The sequence below is a fragment of the Pseudomonas sp. 10S5 genome, from assembly GCF_035019745.1.
Lineage (GTDB): Bacteria > Pseudomonadota > Gammaproteobacteria > Pseudomonadales > Pseudomonadaceae > Aquipseudomonas.
Map to the genome: position 1 here is coordinate 193,718 of NZ_JASJVL010000004.1, position 17,243 is coordinate 210,960.

18 protein-coding genes are annotated in these 17,243 nt (G+C 54.8%); 7 read left to right on the top strand and 11 right to left on the bottom strand.

Features of this window, described 5'->3' with window-relative positions:
* Nucleotides 1-21: 21 nt before the first annotated feature.
* Together QN378_RS05745 and QN378_RS05750 are read right to left on the bottom strand one after the other, a co-directional pair.
* Nucleotides 22-1,098, bottom strand: a complete 1,077-nt coding sequence (locus tag QN378_RS05745) for a nitronate monooxygenase (RefSeq protein ID WP_323546271.1) — start codon at nt 1,096-1,098, stop codon at nt 22-24.
* Between the two features lie 67 nt (nt 1,099-1,165).
* Nucleotides 1,166-2,056: an alpha/beta hydrolase gene (locus QN378_RS05750; RefSeq protein WP_322203276.1), complete on the bottom strand. Its 891-nt coding sequence runs from the start codon at nt 2,054-2,056 to the stop codon at nt 1,166-1,168.
* 143 nt (nt 2,057-2,199) lie between these two features.
* Here QN378_RS05750 and QN378_RS05755 point away from each other — a divergent pair, with 143 nt between their 5' ends.
* The 3 genes from QN378_RS05755 (at nt 2,200) to QN378_RS05765 (ending at nt 4,529) form a co-directional block, all read left to right on the top strand.
* Entirely contained in the window at nt 2,200-2,835 is a 636-nt protein-coding gene (locus QN378_RS05755) for a TetR/AcrR family transcriptional regulator (RefSeq protein WP_322203278.1), read from the top strand.
* A gap of 44 nt (nt 2,836-2,879) precedes the next feature.
* Complete coding sequence (locus QN378_RS05760) at nt 2,880-3,863, top strand: MDR family oxidoreductase (RefSeq protein WP_323546266.1); 984 nt, start codon at nt 2,880-2,882, stop codon at nt 3,861-3,863.
* Between the two features lie 72 nt (nt 3,864-3,935).
* Nucleotides 3,936-4,529, top strand: a complete 594-nt coding sequence (locus QN378_RS05765; RefSeq protein ID WP_322203282.1) for a CGNR zinc finger domain-containing protein — start codon at nt 3,936-3,938, stop codon at nt 4,527-4,529.
* Between the two features lie 18 nt (nt 4,530-4,547).
* On the opposite strand, the gene copD is transcribed toward QN378_RS05765, so the two are convergent.
* From copD to QN378_RS05780, 3 genes are all read right to left on the bottom strand, one after another.
* Nucleotides 4,548-5,423, bottom strand: a complete 876-nt coding sequence (gene copD, locus QN378_RS05770; protein WP_323546264.1) for a copper homeostasis membrane protein CopD — start codon at nt 5,421-5,423, stop codon at nt 4,548-4,550.
* Between the two features lie 4 nt (nt 5,424-5,427).
* Entirely contained in the window at nt 5,428-5,805 is a 378-nt protein-coding gene (gene copC, locus QN378_RS05775; protein ID WP_322203286.1) for a copper homeostasis periplasmic binding protein CopC, read from the bottom strand.
* 81 nt (nt 5,806-5,886) lie between these two features.
* A complete protein-coding gene (locus QN378_RS05780) occupies nt 5,887-6,135 on the bottom strand; it encodes a hypothetical protein (RefSeq protein WP_322203288.1) in 249 nt (82 codons plus the stop codon).
* Between the two features lie 307 nt (nt 6,136-6,442).
* Here QN378_RS05780 and QN378_RS05785 point away from each other — a divergent pair, with 307 nt between their 5' ends.
* Both QN378_RS05785 and QN378_RS05790 read left to right on the top strand, forming a co-directional pair.
* Nucleotides 6,443-7,048: an NADPH-dependent F420 reductase gene (locus QN378_RS05785; RefSeq protein ID WP_322203290.1), complete on the top strand. Its 606-nt coding sequence runs from the start codon at nt 6,443-6,445 to the stop codon at nt 7,046-7,048.
* A 516-nt stretch (nt 7,049-7,564) separates the two neighbouring features.
* Nucleotides 7,565-8,893, top strand: coding sequence for an OprD family porin (locus tag QN378_RS05790; RefSeq protein ID WP_323546259.1), 1,329 nt, complete (start codon nt 7,565-7,567; stop codon nt 8,891-8,893).
* Between the two features lie 67 nt (nt 8,894-8,960).
* Here the strand turns inward: QN378_RS05790 and QN378_RS05795 are convergent, their stop codons facing one another.
* Nucleotides 8,961-9,785 (bottom strand): AraC family transcriptional regulator, encoded by an 825-nt coding sequence (locus QN378_RS05795; RefSeq protein WP_322203294.1) that lies wholly within the window; start codon nt 9,783-9,785, stop codon nt 8,961-8,963.
* A 134-nt stretch (nt 9,786-9,919) separates the two neighbouring features.
* Between QN378_RS05795 and QN378_RS05800 the strand changes: the two genes are divergently transcribed.
* Nucleotides 9,920-10,438, top strand: coding sequence for a peroxidase-related enzyme (locus QN378_RS05800; protein ID WP_322203296.1), 519 nt, complete (start codon nt 9,920-9,922; stop codon nt 10,436-10,438).
* A 275-nt stretch (nt 10,439-10,713) separates the two neighbouring features.
* Nucleotides 10,714-11,355 (top strand): hypothetical protein, encoded by a 642-nt coding sequence (locus QN378_RS05805; protein ID WP_323546257.1) that lies wholly within the window; start codon nt 10,714-10,716, stop codon nt 11,353-11,355.
* A 245-nt stretch (nt 11,356-11,600) separates the two neighbouring features.
* On the opposite strand, the gene QN378_RS05810 is transcribed toward QN378_RS05805, so the two are convergent.
* From QN378_RS05810 to QN378_RS05830, 5 genes are all read right to left on the bottom strand, one after another.
* A complete protein-coding gene (locus QN378_RS05810; RefSeq protein WP_322203300.1) occupies nt 11,601-12,107 on the bottom strand; it encodes a DUF1993 domain-containing protein in 507 nt (168 codons plus the stop codon).
* A gap of 70 nt (nt 12,108-12,177) precedes the next feature.
* A complete protein-coding gene (locus QN378_RS05815) occupies nt 12,178-13,122 on the bottom strand; it encodes a carbohydrate kinase (protein WP_322203302.1) in 945 nt (314 codons plus the stop codon).
* A 24-nt stretch (nt 13,123-13,146) separates the two neighbouring features.
* Complete coding sequence (gene xylB, locus QN378_RS05820) at nt 13,147-14,628, bottom strand: xylulokinase (RefSeq protein WP_322203304.1); 1,482 nt, start codon at nt 14,626-14,628, stop codon at nt 13,147-13,149.
* A gap of 8 nt (nt 14,629-14,636) precedes the next feature.
* Nucleotides 14,637-16,118 (bottom strand): mannitol dehydrogenase family protein, encoded by a 1,482-nt coding sequence (locus QN378_RS05825; RefSeq protein ID WP_322203306.1) that lies wholly within the window; start codon nt 16,116-16,118, stop codon nt 14,637-14,639.
* 19 nt (nt 16,119-16,137) lie between these two features.
* Nucleotides 16,138-17,241 carry a sn-glycerol-3-phosphate ABC transporter ATP-binding protein UgpC gene (locus QN378_RS05830; RefSeq protein WP_322203308.1) on the bottom strand — a complete coding sequence of 368 codons (1,104 nt, stop codon included), beginning with the start codon at nt 17,239-17,241 and terminating at the stop codon, nt 16,138-16,140.
* Nucleotides 17,242-17,243 lie beyond the last annotated feature (2 nt).

Below are 17,243 nucleotides of genomic sequence, written 5' to 3' on the forward strand. Positions count from 1 at the left end.
ATATTACCCGACGACGTTATTTCAATGGCTAAGGCATTTTTCCAGCGCTTGGACACCCAGTTGCCGTGTCAGCGCTTCAGCGGACATTTCGTGCTTCAGGCCTACCGCCTGACCAGCCCACAAGTTAAGGAAGTCACCGCTGCCGTTGGGCTCGGACAACGCGCGTAACGGAATCAGCGCGCCACCGGCCAGAGGAAACGCCGGCGTGATGGCGCTGATCGGGCCTTGCTCGCGCATTACCCGGTTAACGATGCCGCGTGCGGGCCTGCCGGTGAAGAGGTTGGTCAGCGCGGTGTCACTGCCTCTGGCGTTACGCAGTGCTTGGTAATGGGGTTCGCTGACCTTGGCTTCAGGACAAAACAAATAAGCCGTGCCCAGTTGTACCGCCGAAGCGCCCAGCGCGAACGCAGCAACGATGCCCCGGGCATCGCCAATTCCGCCTGCGGCAATTACTGGAACACGAACGGCATCTACCACTTGTGGCACTAACGCTAACGTGCCGATTTGGGAGGAAAGTTCATCACTTAGAAACAGGCCGCGATGGCCACCGGCTTCGTAACCCATGGCAATAATCGCGTCACAACCGTGATGCTCCAGCCAGATCGCTTCGTCAACCGTGGTGGCCGACGAAATGACCTTTGCACCTGTGGCTTTTACCCTATGTAACAGCGCGGGGGCAGGCAGGCCAAAATGAAAGCTGACCACCTCAGGCTTTAACTCTTCCACCAAGGTGCATGTTGCGTCATCGAACGGTGCGCGAGCAGACACCGGGGTCGGCGCCTCGAAATCAGCACCCAGTTCGATGTAATAGTCTTTGAGCGATTCTTTCCAACGCGCCTCGCGCGCCGGGTCCGCAGCAGGCGGTTGGTGGCAGAAAAAATTTAAATTCAACGGGCCGCGACTCTGGCTGCGAATCTGGGCTACCTCTTTACGAATCTGCTCCAGACTCAGCGCGGCGCAGGGCAAAGACCCGAGACCGCCCGCAGTCGCAACCCCAATTGCCATGGCTGAACCGCTGGAACCGGCCATGGGTGCTTGTAAAATCGGCAGTTCAATACCGAAAAGATCGAGTATGCGGCGGTCGGACCATGTACTCACGGTGGAATTCTCCTAGATAGAGCCAAACAGTTAGGTCACCGTTGAGCGGGCAAAGTAGCCTGGGATTTCAGCGAATAGCGTTTCCCAACACCTCAAAGATGCGTTGGGCAATGTAGTCCACATGCGTTTCCAGTGCAAAGTGACCGGTGTCGAGCATCTCGACCACGGCGTTGGCGTTATCGCGTTTATACGCTTGGGCGCCGGGGGGAATGAAAAACGGATCGTGTTTGCCCCAAATCACCAGCGTGGGCACTTGAGTCCGTTTAAAAAATGCCTGAAATACAGGGTATCGCGTGAGGTTGTTGGCGTAGTCGAGGAAAAGGTCTAACTGAATATCTTCATTACCCGGACGCTGCATCAGCAGCACATCAAGGGTGTACGACTCCGGCGCGATCAATTCCGGGTGAGTGACACCGTGCACGTATTGATAGCGTATCCCGTCGAGATTAAGCACCGCCTCGCGAATGATTTGTCGGTTGGTCGCGCTCGGATTTCGCCAGTAGTTACGAATCGGCTCCCACGCATCGCCCAGGCCTTCCAGGTAGGCGTTGCCATTCTGAGAAATCAGTGCGGTGACACGTTCAGGGTGTGCAACAGCCAGGCGCAGTCCGACCGGTGCGCCGTAATCGAACACATACAATGCGTAGCGGCTCAAGCCCAGCACTTGAACAAAGCCCTCGAGCGTTTTCGCCAGGTTGTCGAAGTTGTAATGGTAGTTCCGCTCAGCGGGCACTTGAGTGAAGCCGAAACCAGGCAGGTCCGGCGCTATCACGCGATAGCGAGTGGCCAGGTGCGGAATCAAGTCGCGGTACATATGCGACGAGCTCGGGAAACCGTGCAGGAGTAAAATCACCGGGGCGTCAGCTTCGCCCGCTTCGCGGTAGAAAATCTTTACGCCGTCGGCATCGACATGTTGATAGCGCACAGTGCTGGAGGAGTGGGCGGGATATGTGGCCATGGCAAGGGTTCTCAATAAGCGACTAGTGAAGGGGTCGATTATTCTTTCTTCGTTTTTGTAACCTGTCAAATACTATTATGGAGGTTACATTTTCTATTTGTCAGCCGATTGACATTAAAATCTATCGGTCTAATATTCAGCGCATGACAATACTCAGCGCTAAACCCCGTCGTCCAGGCCGTCCACCCAAGGTTGATAGAGACAACCTGGAAACCCGCGACGCATTAATTCGTTGCGGTACTGAGGTGCTGACCGAGCAAGGCTTCACGGCGACCGGCATTGACAGCATCCTCAAGCTGATCGGCGTGCCAAAGGGTTCGTTCTACCATTACTTCGATAGCAAAGAAGCTTTTGGCCGAGCGGTGCTGGACAATTACGCGGCGTTTTTCGCCCGCAAGCTGGATCGCTGGCTGCTGGACGAATCACTTTCACCGTTGGAGCGTCTGGCAGGTTTTGCCCAAGACGCTAACCTTGGGATGGCCCGTTATGACTACCGGCGCGGGTGTATGGTCGGCAATATGGGTCAAGAAGTCTGCGTGCTGCCGGAAGGGTTTCGGGCCGCGCTTGAAAGCATATTTCTCGATTGGCAAGCGCGGCTGACGTTATGTTTAAAGGCGGCTCAATCGGCGGGGGAGTTGTCGGTCAATGCCGACTGTGCAGAGTTGGCTGCGTTCTTTTGGATCGGCTGGGAGGGCGCAGTGCTGCGGGCACGACTGGTTCAAAGTGGCACTCCATTGAATACGTTCATTGCTGGCTTCCTGCGGGGTTTGCCACAGTGATTTTCGATCTATTTCTAGACGATCGGTCTATATCGGAGGCATGCATGTTTAAGGGCATTTTGATTGAGAAAGACGAGTCGGGTTATCGCGCAGGCTTGAGCGATATTAGCGAAGACCGGCTTCCACCCGGCGACGTCACGCTGCGGGTGTCTTACAGCACCCTGAACTACAAAGACGGTTTGGCGATTACCGGCAGTGGCCCTGTGGTGCGTAAGTTTCCGATGATTCCGGGCGTTGATTTGGTCGGAACGGTAGAGCACAGCAGTGACGCCGAATTCAAAGTCGGAGACGAGGTATTACTGAACGGTTGGGGGGTGGGCGAATCCCATTGGGGTGGCCTGGCTGAAAAAGCCCGGGTTGAGGGCAAATGGCTGATTCCACTGCCCAAGGGGTTTACAGCAGCACAGGCCATGGCTATCGGAACGGCCGGATACACCGCAATGCTAGCGGTGATTGCCCTGGAAGAGCACGGTCTACGTCCGGATAAGGGCGACGTGCTGGTAACCGGAGCCAACGGCGGCGTCGGCAGCTTCGCGGTGGCTATTTTGGCGAAGCTTGGTTATCGAGTCGTGGCGTCCACTGGTCGCGTGGCTGAAAGTGCTTATCTAGAGCAACTGGGTGCCGCCGAAATCATTGATCGTGGCACCTTGTCTGAGCCGGGTAAACCGTTAGCCAAAGAGCGTTGGGCGGCTGCCATTGACTCCGTCGGCAGCCATACATTGGCGAACGTGTGCGCCGGCATCAAATATCGAGGAACCGTGGCGGCCTGCGGCCTGGCACAGGGCATGGAATTTCCGGGAACGGTGATGCCGTTTATTCTGCGCGGCGTGACGTTGGCGGGCATCGACAGCGTCAATCGGCCACGGGCTGACCGGATCGTCGCCTGGGAACGTCTAGCCAAAGACTTCGATGTGTCGTTGCTTCCGCTGATCAGTCACGAGATTGCGCTCAGTGACGTGGTGGAGGTTTCGGCTCAGTTGATTGCCGGGAAAGTGCGCGGCCGAGTGATAGTGGACGTCAACCGCTAAGCGCTCGATAGTTGGTAACTGTTCATGTCGTTTTATAGGGGTTACGATGGCCGTCTAATTCAAGGAGGCACCATGGCTATCGTCACCCCTGATGTGCTATCGAATGAACCGGTTCTCGTGGCCGATGATCCGATTCTGGATATGCTCAACACCCGAGCCAGCATTAATGGAATCTTGGTTGATTTCTGGCACCACGACGCCGATGTGGCGCGCTGGCTGGAGCGCGCTGGCTGGTTTGACGCCGAGGAAGTTCCAATATTTACCGGAGGCACCTTACTGACGGCTGCCCTTGAGCTGCGCGAGATTATTCGTGTGGGAATTGAGCAACGTAAAACAGGGGTTCAGAGCAATTTAACGGCGTTAAATGCCTACTTGCGCAAAGCGCTGAGCCATCCCCAGCTTATCTGGGTAGCTCCGGACACGCTGCGTCTTGAACGGGTCCGCGAACAGCAAACCGCTGAACAGTTTCTTGCACCGTTGGCTGAAGCTGGCGCCCAATTGCTGGTGGACGGTGACTTTGCGCTGATTCGCACCTGCGAACATGCGGACTGCGTGTTGTGGTTCTATGACCGAACCAAGTCGCACAAACGCCGTTGGTGCAGCATGGCGCAGTGCGGCAATCGCCACAAAGTGGCTGAGTTTCGCAAGCGCAAACTCCACGTCTGAATCGTTTTCGCCGTATTGTCAGATCGCCAGCATGGGGGGCAACGTACCCAGCAACGAGACAGCCGCCACGGCCAGCACACCGAATAAGCACTCTAGCGCAACGCTCGTGCGTAGAACGTTGAATCGATGAGCGTGATGATTGAGTAACACGCGATTGAACAGCGCCAGCAACAGCATGCACAGCACCAGACAAACCTTGATCAGCAATATCAACCCAAATCCGGACAAGGCGGGTTCAGGCCATAACGCGCCGCTCATCACCCGGACGTTAATCAGGCCGGTTGTGACAATCAGCCCCACCAGGCTATAGCCGATGCCGCTGAACCGTAGTAATAGTGGTAAAGCGTTGGCCGGCGCTTGGGTTGCCATCAGTAATGACAGCAACAACAATCCGCCCAACCACGCACCTACGCCGCTTAAGTGAACTAGTTGATTGAACATCATCAACCCGCCGAGCAAGCCATCGAACATCGCGCCATGACCCACCGGCGCGAGTGTTGCCAGCAGCAGTGTCGTCAGAATCATGCGCAGAGTAGGGCAGGGACGTCGATCTGAAACCACGTTGGTTAACAGCGCGACGTTCAGCAGCAGATGAGCGCACCAGACCTTGCCAAAAAAGGTTTGATCCACGACAAGTGACAGGGTGTTTAGATCTAACCCGTCTTGCCAACTGCCTGCCATGCTCGCGGCGGTAAACATCAGCACCAACACGCCGCTGACAAGGGCCAAAAGGATCAATGCGCGTGATATCCACGTCAGACTGACGTCCAGCGTTGCAGTGTCCGCGCGCTCCAGCCGTGCGCGAAATAACCAGGTTCGGAACAGGTCGCTACCAAACAGAAACAGCACCGCAGCAAAGTGTACGAATCGACATAGGATAAGCGCATTTTGCATGAAATTAAGGGCTTACTTTGAATGCGTATGAGCCATCGCTTTTATGGGTATCAACTGAAACAGCGTGCCATTCGACATGGTACTGGCCAGCAACGAGCGGCGTGGCAGGAGTTACAACCAGGGTTTTCTTATCGCCTACTGCAGTAGCAATACTTTTCACGCTAACGGTTTTACCGGTGTTGGTTGTGAGAACGACTTTGGTGAATTTTTCCTCAATGCCTTCAGAAAAGTTTAGGCGCAGTTCTGTAGGAGGGGTCACGGTGCTGTCGGCTGCGGGCGTCTGGCTTTGCAAGTGAGCATGGGCGATCACCAATGTGGAGGTAGCGAACGATACGAGCAGGACGAGCGAGCTTATGACTTTTTTACAACGCTGGGCAGACATTCAATTACCTCAATAGGGTGGCGGTTCAGGGTGCAGTCTTTAAACGACGTGCGGCCGCATCAACTTCGTTTCGATTGCGTTTTACAATAGGTAAGCATAATACGTTTCGTTAACGTAGCGATTTAGGCTGCTTTGCTGAATTGTGCAGGACTTGGTTTTGGGGTTGTAGACCTTGCCCTTAGGGCAATTAAGTTTTATTGAATTATCCGATTCATTGGCCCCGTCGCCCGAGGCCTGAACCTGTGCGCTTAAAAGGGTAGCGGCCAAGCAGCCCGCGAGGAGCCAAACGGAAGGACGACGAACAGGCTTTGCGGTGAGGTCGATGTTCATGAGCTGCTCCGATTAATAAAAGTTTTCAAATATTTTATAGGCGTGAGTGTATTGGCCATGTCTGCGTACCTGATTCAACGTGTAAAGACCCTCGCTGCAAAGGTATTCCTGCACTCTGTGAGGTAATGTGAAGTAAACACCTAAGAAGGCAGGTTTACTCAGCCGCCTTACATTTATTTTTTAAACCTTGGTTCATCGGGTCGCTCCCTCGGCTTACTCATTCGCCCGTCCAGAAGCACGGCTATAATTTTTTGAGCTTGGATCAGTAGGTCATGCCCATTTCTTCGTATAGCAATGAGGGGGAACCATGAATATTGGAATTATCGGTGCGGCGGCTGTCGGCGAAACCCTGGCGGCAGAATGCATACGCGCTGGCCATGAGCTGTTGATCAGTAGTCGTAGGGGACCAGCCAGCTTGACGTCGCTGATTCATAGGTTAGGCCACAAAGCTAAAGCGGGCACCCTAGAGCAGGCTGCCGCGTGCGAACTGGTGATATTGGCGATTCCGTGGATAAGCGTGGCGCAAGCATTGCCTGCTTTACCCAAGTGGGAAGGGCGCATCCTGATCGATGCGACCAATACTTTCCTCAATTATTTGCCCGATTACAAAGTAGCCGACTTGGGTGAGGACAGTGGCAGTGAAATAGTTGCCCGACTTGCACCGGACGCTAGAGTGATCAAGGCGTTCAACACCTTGCCCATCGCAGGTTTCTTTAATCTTGCGCCTGACGGCTTCAAACGCGTGGCGTTTCTAGCTGGAGACGATGCCGGCGCCAAAGCAGCGGTTACCGATTTGATCAAGTCCATAGGTCTGGCGCCCATAGATCTGGGCCCCTTGGCCACTGGCGGACGGTTGATGCAGCTGGGTGGAGTGTTCAACGGGGCAGAGCTACTGAAGGCTAACGAACGCTGAGGGAAACAATTCTTTTTGGGTCAACCGAGACCGGTTTTAGCCTAGGTGACGGCGTTTCACCTTAACGATTATCCCTTCATAAAAAAAGCCACCGCACAGAGGTGAGGTGGCTAAAAATTTGTAACCAAAGGAATGATGAAGTGGAGCAGCCAAATCGGTGCTTCCTGATGCGGAGTCAGGACGCGGTCGAGGCGTGGTCGGTCATCGAAGCGAACTCTAACATCGTCATGAATATAGAACTATTACGTTAGTCGATAATGACTATCATGAAAATAGACATAAACGTTGGGAACTTCGATGTTAAAAGTTGTACGGCATGGGAGCAACCCTGCGCTTTGACGATAAGAAAAGGGTTGAATGGCCCGTAGTTCACCGTGATTTCATTACACGGTCTTTATGTTTCAACCATCTGCCAACACTTTACTATCGTTATGTTATGCGCCTGAATACTGGGGAGGATTCCCGTTTCCAGGTGTTTGATGGCGATGGCGTATCAGGATTAGGGGATCGTCAAAAATGATGTCTGTTAAGTGGAATCTGGTGACCCTTGCGGTCTCTATTGGCATCAGCCAGTTAGCAACGGCTGCTGTCGTTAGCGATCAAGCCGACGCGAAAGGGTTTGTTGAAGACAGTAGTCTTAACGTCCACCTTAAAAACTATTATTTCAATCGCGATTCAAAAAACGGCAGCGCCGACCGTAAGGATTGGACGCAAGGTGTTCTGACGAACTACAGCTCAGGTTTTACCCAAGGCACTGTCGGATTTGGTGTAGAAGCTTTCGGCAACTGGGCTTTTAAGCTTGATGGCGGCGCGGGCACTACGGGGACAGGTAACTTGCCGGTGCAAAGTAACGGTGAACCGGTAGATGAATACAGTCGAGCGGGTGGTGCGCTGAAAATGCGGATATCTAAAACCGAACTGCTTTGGGGCAATCTGCAGCCAATTGCGCCGGTATTTGCTGCTGGCGGATCGCGGCTTTTCCCACAAACGGGTACCGGTTTCAATTTGTTGAGCAGCGAGATTAAAGGCCTTGAATTGGATGCTGGACATTTTACCGGCGGTAACGGTCCGGTCACGACCAATAGCGAGCACGACTTGTTTGCCTCCTACGCTAATGTTACTGCTAATAGCATTAGCTATGCGGGCGGTAAATACGCGGTGTCCGATGCTCTTTCGCTTAGTGTTTATGGGTCAAAGCTCGAAGATGTATGGCGTCAATACTATGCCAACGCTAACTACACGTTGCCAATCTCTGAACTGCAATCGTTAAACTTAGATTTCAATATTTACCGCACCAACGACGACGGTTCCGCGAAGGCAGGCGCCATTAGTAACACTGCGTACTCCCTGGCGGCCGCTTATACTTTCCTGACGGCACACACGGTCACCTTCGCCTATCAGAAAGTTCACGGCGATACTCCGTTCGACTACGTGGCGTTTGGCAAAAATGGTCCGGGTGATATTTCAGACTCGATAAACTTGGCTAACTCTATTCAGTACTCGGACTTCAACGGTCCTGGAGAGAAGTCGCTGCAAGCGCGTTATGATCTGAATTTGGCAAGTCTTGGTATTCCTGGTCTGGCTTTCATGGTTCGTTATATTCACGGTGATAATATCGACGGGACTCGTATGGCAGCCAATAGTCCTTATCGTGCCTACGGTTATGGCGAAAACGGTAAACACCACGAAACCAACCTTGAAGTTAAATACACAGTGCAAAGCGGACCGGTCAAGGACTTATCCTTGCGTATGCGTCAAGCGTGGCATCGTGGCAATGCCGATCAAGCCGAAGGCAATGTCAACGAGTTTCGTTTAATCGCGGATTACCCTATCTCGATTTTCTGATGCACCGGTTTTAGCTCGCAGCCAAAAGAACTCCGACGACGCCCCAGGCGATGTCGGACTTTTTTATTTATGACATCTGACTTCGCAGCCAGTCGCGCGGACTGGTTCCGGTCTTGCGTCGAAAGGCGCGGGCGAGGGCAGAAGGACTTTCATAGCCCACTTCATCGGCAATAAGTGCAATGGGTTTGCCGTCTCGTAAGCGTTTTTGCGCCAGACTGATGCGCCAGCTCATTAAATAATCCGCGGGCGGTTGCCCTAGCACCGTATGGAAATGCGCAGCGAAACTCGCCCGAGACATGTTGGCTGCAGTGGCGAGTTCCGCCACCGTCCAAGCTTGTTGAGGATTGGCATGCATCTGATTCAACGCGCGCGACAAACGCGGGTCAGCAAGTCCCGCCATCATTCCGCTTTCCATCCCATGTGTTGTAAGCAAATACCGTAACAGCTGAATAACCAAAAGCTCGAACAAGCGGTCCATCGTAGCGTCACGCCCGCAGTCGTCGCCGCAGGCTTCGCGAAACAGCCACTCCAGCGTAATCCCAAGCATTGCCACGTCTGCCAGCGGTAACAGCAAATAGTCAGGCAGTGCGGACGATAGTGGGTTGTTCACTCCGCCGTTAAAGCTCAGCGATGCACAGACCAGCTGTGCACCATCCGCCTCGGTGGAGCTGAGCCTGTGCTGGTAAGGCCGAGGAAAAAAAATCAGAGTGGGTTCAGTAATCAAATGCTCGCGGCTGTCGCTTAAGCGGAGTTTGACTTGCCCCGCTTTTAGCAAATGGATATGGCCGCGTGGCTCTTGGTCGTCGAAAGCCGCTATCCCGCAAAAGTCACCGCTGTGGAACGTTCCGGCACTTACACCAAAGTGCGTCAAGAGGGCAGATAAACGATCCATAGTGACTTCCGTGGTAACTATTTTTTAGACGATATGTCGCATAATGGCGACGATTTGAATCCGACTGTACAGGAATTATCCATAGCATAGCCTTCATCGGCCCGCACAGTGTCCGAACTTTCTGGAGAACCACCATGTCACGCATCCCTGCTCTCAGCCTCGAACACGCACCTGCGGCATCGCTGCCCCTTTTGGAAGGGGTGAAAAAAAGTTTCGGCATCGTGCCAAACGTTTTCAAAACCTTGGCTCATTCGCCTGCTGCGCTGGGGGCCTATTTGCAATTTTCCTATGCCTTCGGCAAAAACTCGCTAAGCGGAGTCGAGCGTGAATCAATCGCACTGGCCACTTCCCAAGTCAATGGCTGCGAATATTGCCTGGCCGCGCATACTTTATTTGGTGGCAAGGCGGGGTTGTCAGCCGAAGCGATCCGCAGCGCCCGTGATGGTGTTCTCAGCCCTTACACAGTGTTTGCCCGTGAAGTGGTGACCACCAAAGGACGCGTGAGCGATGAGTCCCTCGCTGCTGTCCGTGCTGCGGGCCTGACCGACGCTAAAATCATCGAAGTTGTCACTCAGGTCGCGCTGTTAACTCTGACTAACTACCTTAACAATGTGGCGGCCACCGAAGTCGATTTTCCGGCAGTGGAGTTCTAACAGGGCCTCAACTAAGTTGTAAGCGTGGACTCGCTCGCGATGGATCGCGCAGCGGTCCCCCATAATCTGACTTGATTCCAACCGAAGATCGAGTCGCGGCGCGGCAACCGTTTGCCGACGGCGGCCATCTGCTGCCCTTATTGAGTAAGCGTCTAAACACGACTGGCTGCTGATTGGGTAAAGCGCCTCAGTATCAGAGCGGTTGCCTATTTGGCACGTGCTTTGCTGCGACACTGAAGGTGTGTTTTTAAACTGTACTTATTGGAGTAACTGAAATGAGTTTTATCAGTGGCCTCGGTAGGACGGACTATTCAATTCCGGTAGTACGCTCCTCCACTCAGTCGCCCGAAGCCGATTTTCTCAGTCTAAGCGACTCGACAGTTCAACCGATTGCTTTAGGTAGCAGTAGCAGCGCGTCGGCTCAGTCAAGCGCGTCGAGTCAGCAAGAACAAAACCGTCAAGAAGCGTTTGCAAAAATGATGGTTACCTTGCAGAACTCGATAGGCCAAGTGAATACGACAAACAGCAGCGGCAGCAGCAACGATCTTGCACAGGTTTCCACAGCGGGCGGTGTGACCGGCACCACGGGTACGAAAAGCGCGGCTGATGACTTCAAGGACTACATGGCGATGACGCCTGCGCAGAAAATGCGTTACGGCGCGTTGAAAAGCATGGGGCTGACTGAGGCTGACCTTAAGGCCTTGTCCCCTGATGCAGCGGCGAAAGTAGAAACAAAACTCGCCGGCATCATCAAGAAACAAACGGAAATGCAGGTTGCTGTTGCCTCAGGCAGTGGTGCCTTAGGCTCTGCCACTAGCGCAAGCATCGGCGATAAAGGCAATTCATTTCTGAATAGCGCGTTGGTGAAATTGACCCAGGCAGCGAATGAAACCACTACCAAACTGAGTATCGCTTAAGCCGTAAACTGAAGCTCCGGCATTTGCGCGGGCTATTCGTTTGCTTCGGTGAACCGAGCGCAGTTGACTAAGGTGCGCAGTCGGAGCCTAAGCGGCCAGGCTGTACCTTATCGCCCAACCCTCCAGACGGCGGTGAGCCGGTATAGCTAGTTACCAAATCAGGGCCGGGCAGCCCGTTACGCTATCTGGATATCGCCCGGCTATCGCCTGATTGGGTTACGTTTCATATTACCGTCATCACCGCACTAAATCCCGCCAAGGAAATCCATCTTGCCGATAGGCACGCCTTTATGGCGCAGAATGCCGAAGGCGGTGGTTAGGTGGAAGTAGAAGTTCGCCAGGGCAAAGTTCAATAGGTAATCCTGCTGGCTAAAGGTTATTTCTTGGCTTGGGGTTTTCAGCGTTACGGTATTACCTTCGTTGGCTTCGTATTGCTCGGGCGTTACGCTGCGGATAAATGCTTGAGTGTTGGTGATGCGCTCACGTAACTGCTCAAGAGTGGTTTCGGTATCTGGAAAGCTTGGTGGGGTCACACCGGCCAGGCGGGCAGAGCAGAGTTTAGAGGCGTCGCTCGCAGATTGGATTTGGCCCGTCAGGGTATACATGTCCGGTGCAAGACGCGATTCCAATAGTTCGTCGATAGGCATGCCATTGGCTGCAGCGTGTTCAACGGCTTTATCCAGCCATTTGGATAAGTTATCTAGCCCGCGCAGGAATACCGGCACAGACAGTTGGTAGTAAGACAGGCTCATGTTGATTCCTCAAACAATCGATCAGCGAGTGGATGGTGCTTCAGGTTTGATTTTTTTTCGAGCACTCGGCTTATATCCCCGTCAGCTGATCCCGATACGGCAAGTCTGGTCCTAGCTTTGTGCAGGTCAATGCTGCTGCTGCCACTGCAAACTGCATCATCTCGGTGATCTGTTGGCGGGTCAGTGTCTCTAGGCCCAATGGGCTGTCCAGCTGATGCTCGGTGAGGTAGGTGATCAACGCCGCCTGGAAAGTATCGCCTGCACCGACGGTATCGGCGGTGACGACTTTGCGAGCCGCAATCGACCAGGTTCCATGTTGGCGGGTGAACACGCTGACGCCTTGGGCGCCACGGGTCAAGAATACCAACTGGCAGCGTTGGCTGAGCCAGCCTTCGGCAACGGTCTGTGGGTCCAGGTCCGGGTACAGCAAAGATAGGTCTTCGTCGCTGACTTTTATCAGGTGCGCGTGCTCAGCGAAGGCGTTGATCTGCTCACGCCAACGTTGAATGTCTGGCTCGGGGTTAAGACGAACATTTGGGTCCAGGCTGATCAACCGTTGCGTGCTCTCACGCCTGACCAACGCCAGCAACGTATCGGCAACTGGGCGTACCACCAATGAAAAAGAGCCAACGTGAATCCCCCGCACGTGCGCGCCTAGTACTGGCAAATGCTCAAGCTCCAACTGACGGTCGGCGCAGCCTTCACCGCGAAAACTGTAGTGCGGCGAGCCGTCAGCACCCACGGCGACCATTGCCAGTGTGGTCGGGGCATCGAAATCAATCAGGTAATCGGGGCGCACGCCTTCTTCGTCAAGTACCGTTCGCAGACGTCGGCCCAAATAATCATTTGAAACGCCGGCAAACAACGCCGTAGTGATACCAAGTCGGCTAAGCCCGACTGAAACATTGAATGGTGAGCCGCCAGCAACGGCTTGAAATCCGATTCTACTGCTGTGCCCGCCGCTGTCCGGTTGGCTGAAAAAATCGAACAGTGCTTCGCCACACACTAAAAACATAAACGCTCCAAAACATAAATGACTTCAAAGTTCCTGTAAGCACGCCCGGTAACGGTCATAAACCTGCTGATAAGCCGCGACATTTGCCGCCAGTGGTTGAGTTTCGCTGCTTGCATCAAGGCTGACGCAACGACGACACAAAGAGTCTAGCCCGAGATTTTGCCCTTGCTCTTCGTACCAGCACCACGCGGCCTGAATCGCCGCGCCTAACGCTGCCGCTTCGCTGTGCTGGGTACCGATGACGGGGGTGTCCATGATGTCAGCGACAATCTGCCGCCAAATGGCGCTTTTAGCGCCGCCGCCGATCAGCCGGATCGCCTGGCTTTTGATGCCGCTGGCCCGCAACAAGTCCAAGCCGTAGCGCAAGCCAAAGGTCGTGCCCTCGACCACGGCTCGGCACAGATTCGCCTGGTTCAGGTTGGTACTGTCGAGACCCAAAATACTACCGGTGGCATTGGGCAGGGCAGGGACGCGTTCGCCGTTGAGAAACGGCAGCATCAACACGCCGTGCGCACCGATGGGCGCCTCGGCAATGGCTCGATTGAATTGCTCGATGTCCAGCGCAAACAATTCGCGGACAGCGCTGGTGGCGTTGGTCAGGTTCATGGTGCAAATCAATGGCAGCCAACCGCCGGAAGACGAACAGAACGTTGCCACCGACGCTTGATCGCTGACCTGCGCTTCGTCTGCGTACGCGTAAACCGTGCCTGACGAACCCAGGCTCATGGTGATTGAGCCCGGTTCGATATTGCCAGTGCCGATGGCGCCCATCATGTTGTCGCCGCCGCCACTGGAAACAATCGCCTCAGGGTTGAGCCCCAACCGTTGAGCAATTTCGGGAAGAATCGTGCCCACGCATTGCTGGGCGTCGAGCAACTGCGGCAAGGCCCGGTGTAACCGACCGCTGGGGTCGATGTGTTCCAGAATGGCCGAGTCCCAATGGCGGGTGCGGACGTTGAAATAGCCGGTGCCAGAGGCATCACCAAACTCGCTGCAGCAGCGGCCGGTGAGCCAATAATTCAAATAATCGTGAGGCAAAAGAATCTTATCGATGCGTTCGAACACATCCGGGTGCTGCTCCTTGGTCCACAGCAGCTTGGACACGGTGTAACCCGGCGCGATGGCAACACCCAAGCGCGCCAATGAACCCGCCTCACCGCCGAGGTACTCCAAGAGCCGATCATTTTCCGGTGTGGTTTCGGTGTCGCACCACAGCTTGGCCGGGCGTAACACGTCGCCCTGTTGATCGAGCAACACCAATCCGTGTTGTTGACCTGAGACGCCAATGGCCTGAATCAGCGAACCGCTGATGCCCGCTTGCGCCAGCGCTTGGCGGGTCGCTTGCTCGAAAGCGGTCAGCCACTGCGAGACCTCTTGCTCGCGCCGGCCATTGGCTGCGCTGATCAAGGTGTGCGGCGCGGAGCCTTGGCCGAGCACCTTACCGCTCTTGGCCTCGAGCACAATCGCTTTGGTGCCTTGGGTACCGCAGTCAATACCGAGAAACATGGTTCACCTCAGACGCTTTTGGCCAACAGATTTTCCAGGGTTTTCTTCACGCCCAGCTCGCGCAGACTGTTGAAATTGTGCTCGAATGACGCAATGAACTCAGCCGATTGCGCAATGGCTGCGCCAAAAATCTCCTCCACTGCAAGCAGCCGCTGGGTAACCAACACATCATCGGCTACCAGCGCCTGACAGAACTCGGCGCGCGGGTCGGGAATCTGGAACGTCACGCCGTTCTCGTCTTTGCCCTTCAGGTACACCGCCCAGGCTGCGACCACCAGCGATGCACGGTCCAGGTTGCCCTTATCGAGAATCAGCCGATTGATGGTGGGCACCGTAAACTTGGGAAACTTTGAAGAACCGTCCGAGCACACCCGCTCCAGTTGGTCGGCGATGGCCTGGTTGGAGAAGCGCTGAATCAGCGTGTCTTTGTAGGTTTCCAGATCAATGCCGGGCACCGAGGCCAATTGCGGCGTCACGTCCAGGTCCATGTAGGTGCGGATGTAGCGCACGAACAGTGGATCGTTCATGGTTTCGTGGACGAAGCGGTAGCCCTGCAAAAAGCCCAAATACGTTAATGCCAAATGGCTGCCATTAAGTAACTTGATTTTCATATCTTCGTAAGGCGTTACATCGTCAGTGAACTGCACACCGACTTTTTCCCAGGCCGGACGTCCGTTGACGAACTTGTCTTCCAACACCCATTGCACGAAAGGTTCACAGACCACCGGCCAGGCATCGTCGATACCTTTTTCGTCATGCAACTGCAAGCGGTGAGCGGTGCTGGTCATGGGGGTGATGCGATCAACCATGGCGTTCGGAAAGCTGACGTTGGAGGCGATCCAGTCGTGCAGATCGGCGTCGCGCAAGGTGGCGAACGCCAGCAACGCTTTGCGGGCCACGGCACCGTTATGCGGCAGGTTATCGCAAGACATCAGGGTAAATGCTGGCGTGCCGTTCAGGCGGCGCTTGGCCAAGGCTGCGCACAGCAAACCAAACACAGTGGTAGGTGCTGCCGGGTGCGCGAGGTCGTGCTGAATCTGTGGCAGGTGCGCCATGAATTCGCCGTTGCTGTCGTCGATGCAATAGCCGCCTTCGGTGATGGTCAGCGAAACAATGCGAATCTGCGGGCTGGCGAGCTTGTCGATCAGCGCCTGGATACCGTCGACAGCCAGCAGCATGCCGCTGATGGAGCCTATGATGCGAGTCTCGGTGTCGTCGGTGTCACCCAGTTCGTACAGCGTGTACAGATAGTCCTGACCTTGTAACGCATCGCGCACGCCGAGATCTTCCGGTCGTAAGCCGATGCCGCAGATGCTCCAGTCATGGCCTTCGCCGGTGTTCATCAGTGCATCGGTGTAAAACGCCTGATGTGCACGGTGGAAACCACCGACGCCAATGTGTGCGATGCCTTGACGGATTTCACTCGGCGCGTAGGCTGGGCGGGCAACATGCGGATCCAATTGCGACAGGTTTTGCTTGTTGAGCTTCATGTTCAGAACTCTCGAATGCTTAAGCGGCGACCTGTAAGGCGTGGGTGATGACCAAACCTTGGGCGTCGAACAAATGGCAATGGGCGCTATCCAGATGCAAGTTCAGCGTTTCGCCGTACTTACTGGCAAGATCGCCGCGGATGCGCATGGTCAAGGCTTCGCCGGACGCGGTACGCACGTGGCAAAACGTGTCGCTGCCCAGTCGCTCGCTGACATCAGCGATCACTTGTATCTGACAGTCGCCGACGTTGGCGATGTTCAAGTGTTCTGGACGAATGCCCAAGGTTACCGAACTGCCAACCGTCAGGCTGGTGCCGCTCAACGGCAGGCTGACAATGGCACCGGCATCAAGGGACACATCACAGCCCGTGCTGTCGCTGCGGGTGATCTTGCCTTTGAGGAAGCCCATTTTTGGCGTGCCGAGAAAGCCGGCGACAAACAGATTGGCCGGGTGGTGATAGAGCTCCAAGGGCGTACCGACCTGTTCGACTTTACCGCCATTTAGGACCACCACTTTGTCGGCCAGGGTCATGGCTTCGACCTGGTCGTGGGTCACATAGATCATGGTTGCTTTCAGTTCTTTGTGCAGCCGCGACAGTTCCAGCCGGGTCTGTACTCGCAGGGCGGCGTCGAGGTTGGATAACGGTTCGTCGAACAGGAAGACTTTTGGATTACGCACGATGGCACGCCCGATGGCGACCCGCTGGCGCTGGCCGCCGGACAGCTGTTTCGGTTTGCGCTCCAGCAGCGGTTCCAGTTGCAAAATACGCGCGGCTTCGGCGACTTTGCGGTCGACCTCGGCTTTATCACCGCCTGCCAGGTCGAGGGCGAAGGACATGTTTTTACGCACCGTCATGTGGGGGTACAGCGCATAGGTTTGAAACACCATGGCCAGGTCACGCTTGGCCGGGGACACTTCGGTAATGTCACGTCCATCAAGCTCGATGGTGCCGCCACTGACGTCTTCAAGCCCGGCGATACACCGCAGCAGGGTTGATTTGCCACAGCCCGAGGGTCCTACAAAGACCACGAACTCACGGTCGCGAACGTCCAGGTCAATACCTTTGAGAATCTCGTGGCCGTCGAAGCCTTTTTGTAAATTTCTAATGCTCAGGTTAGCCATAT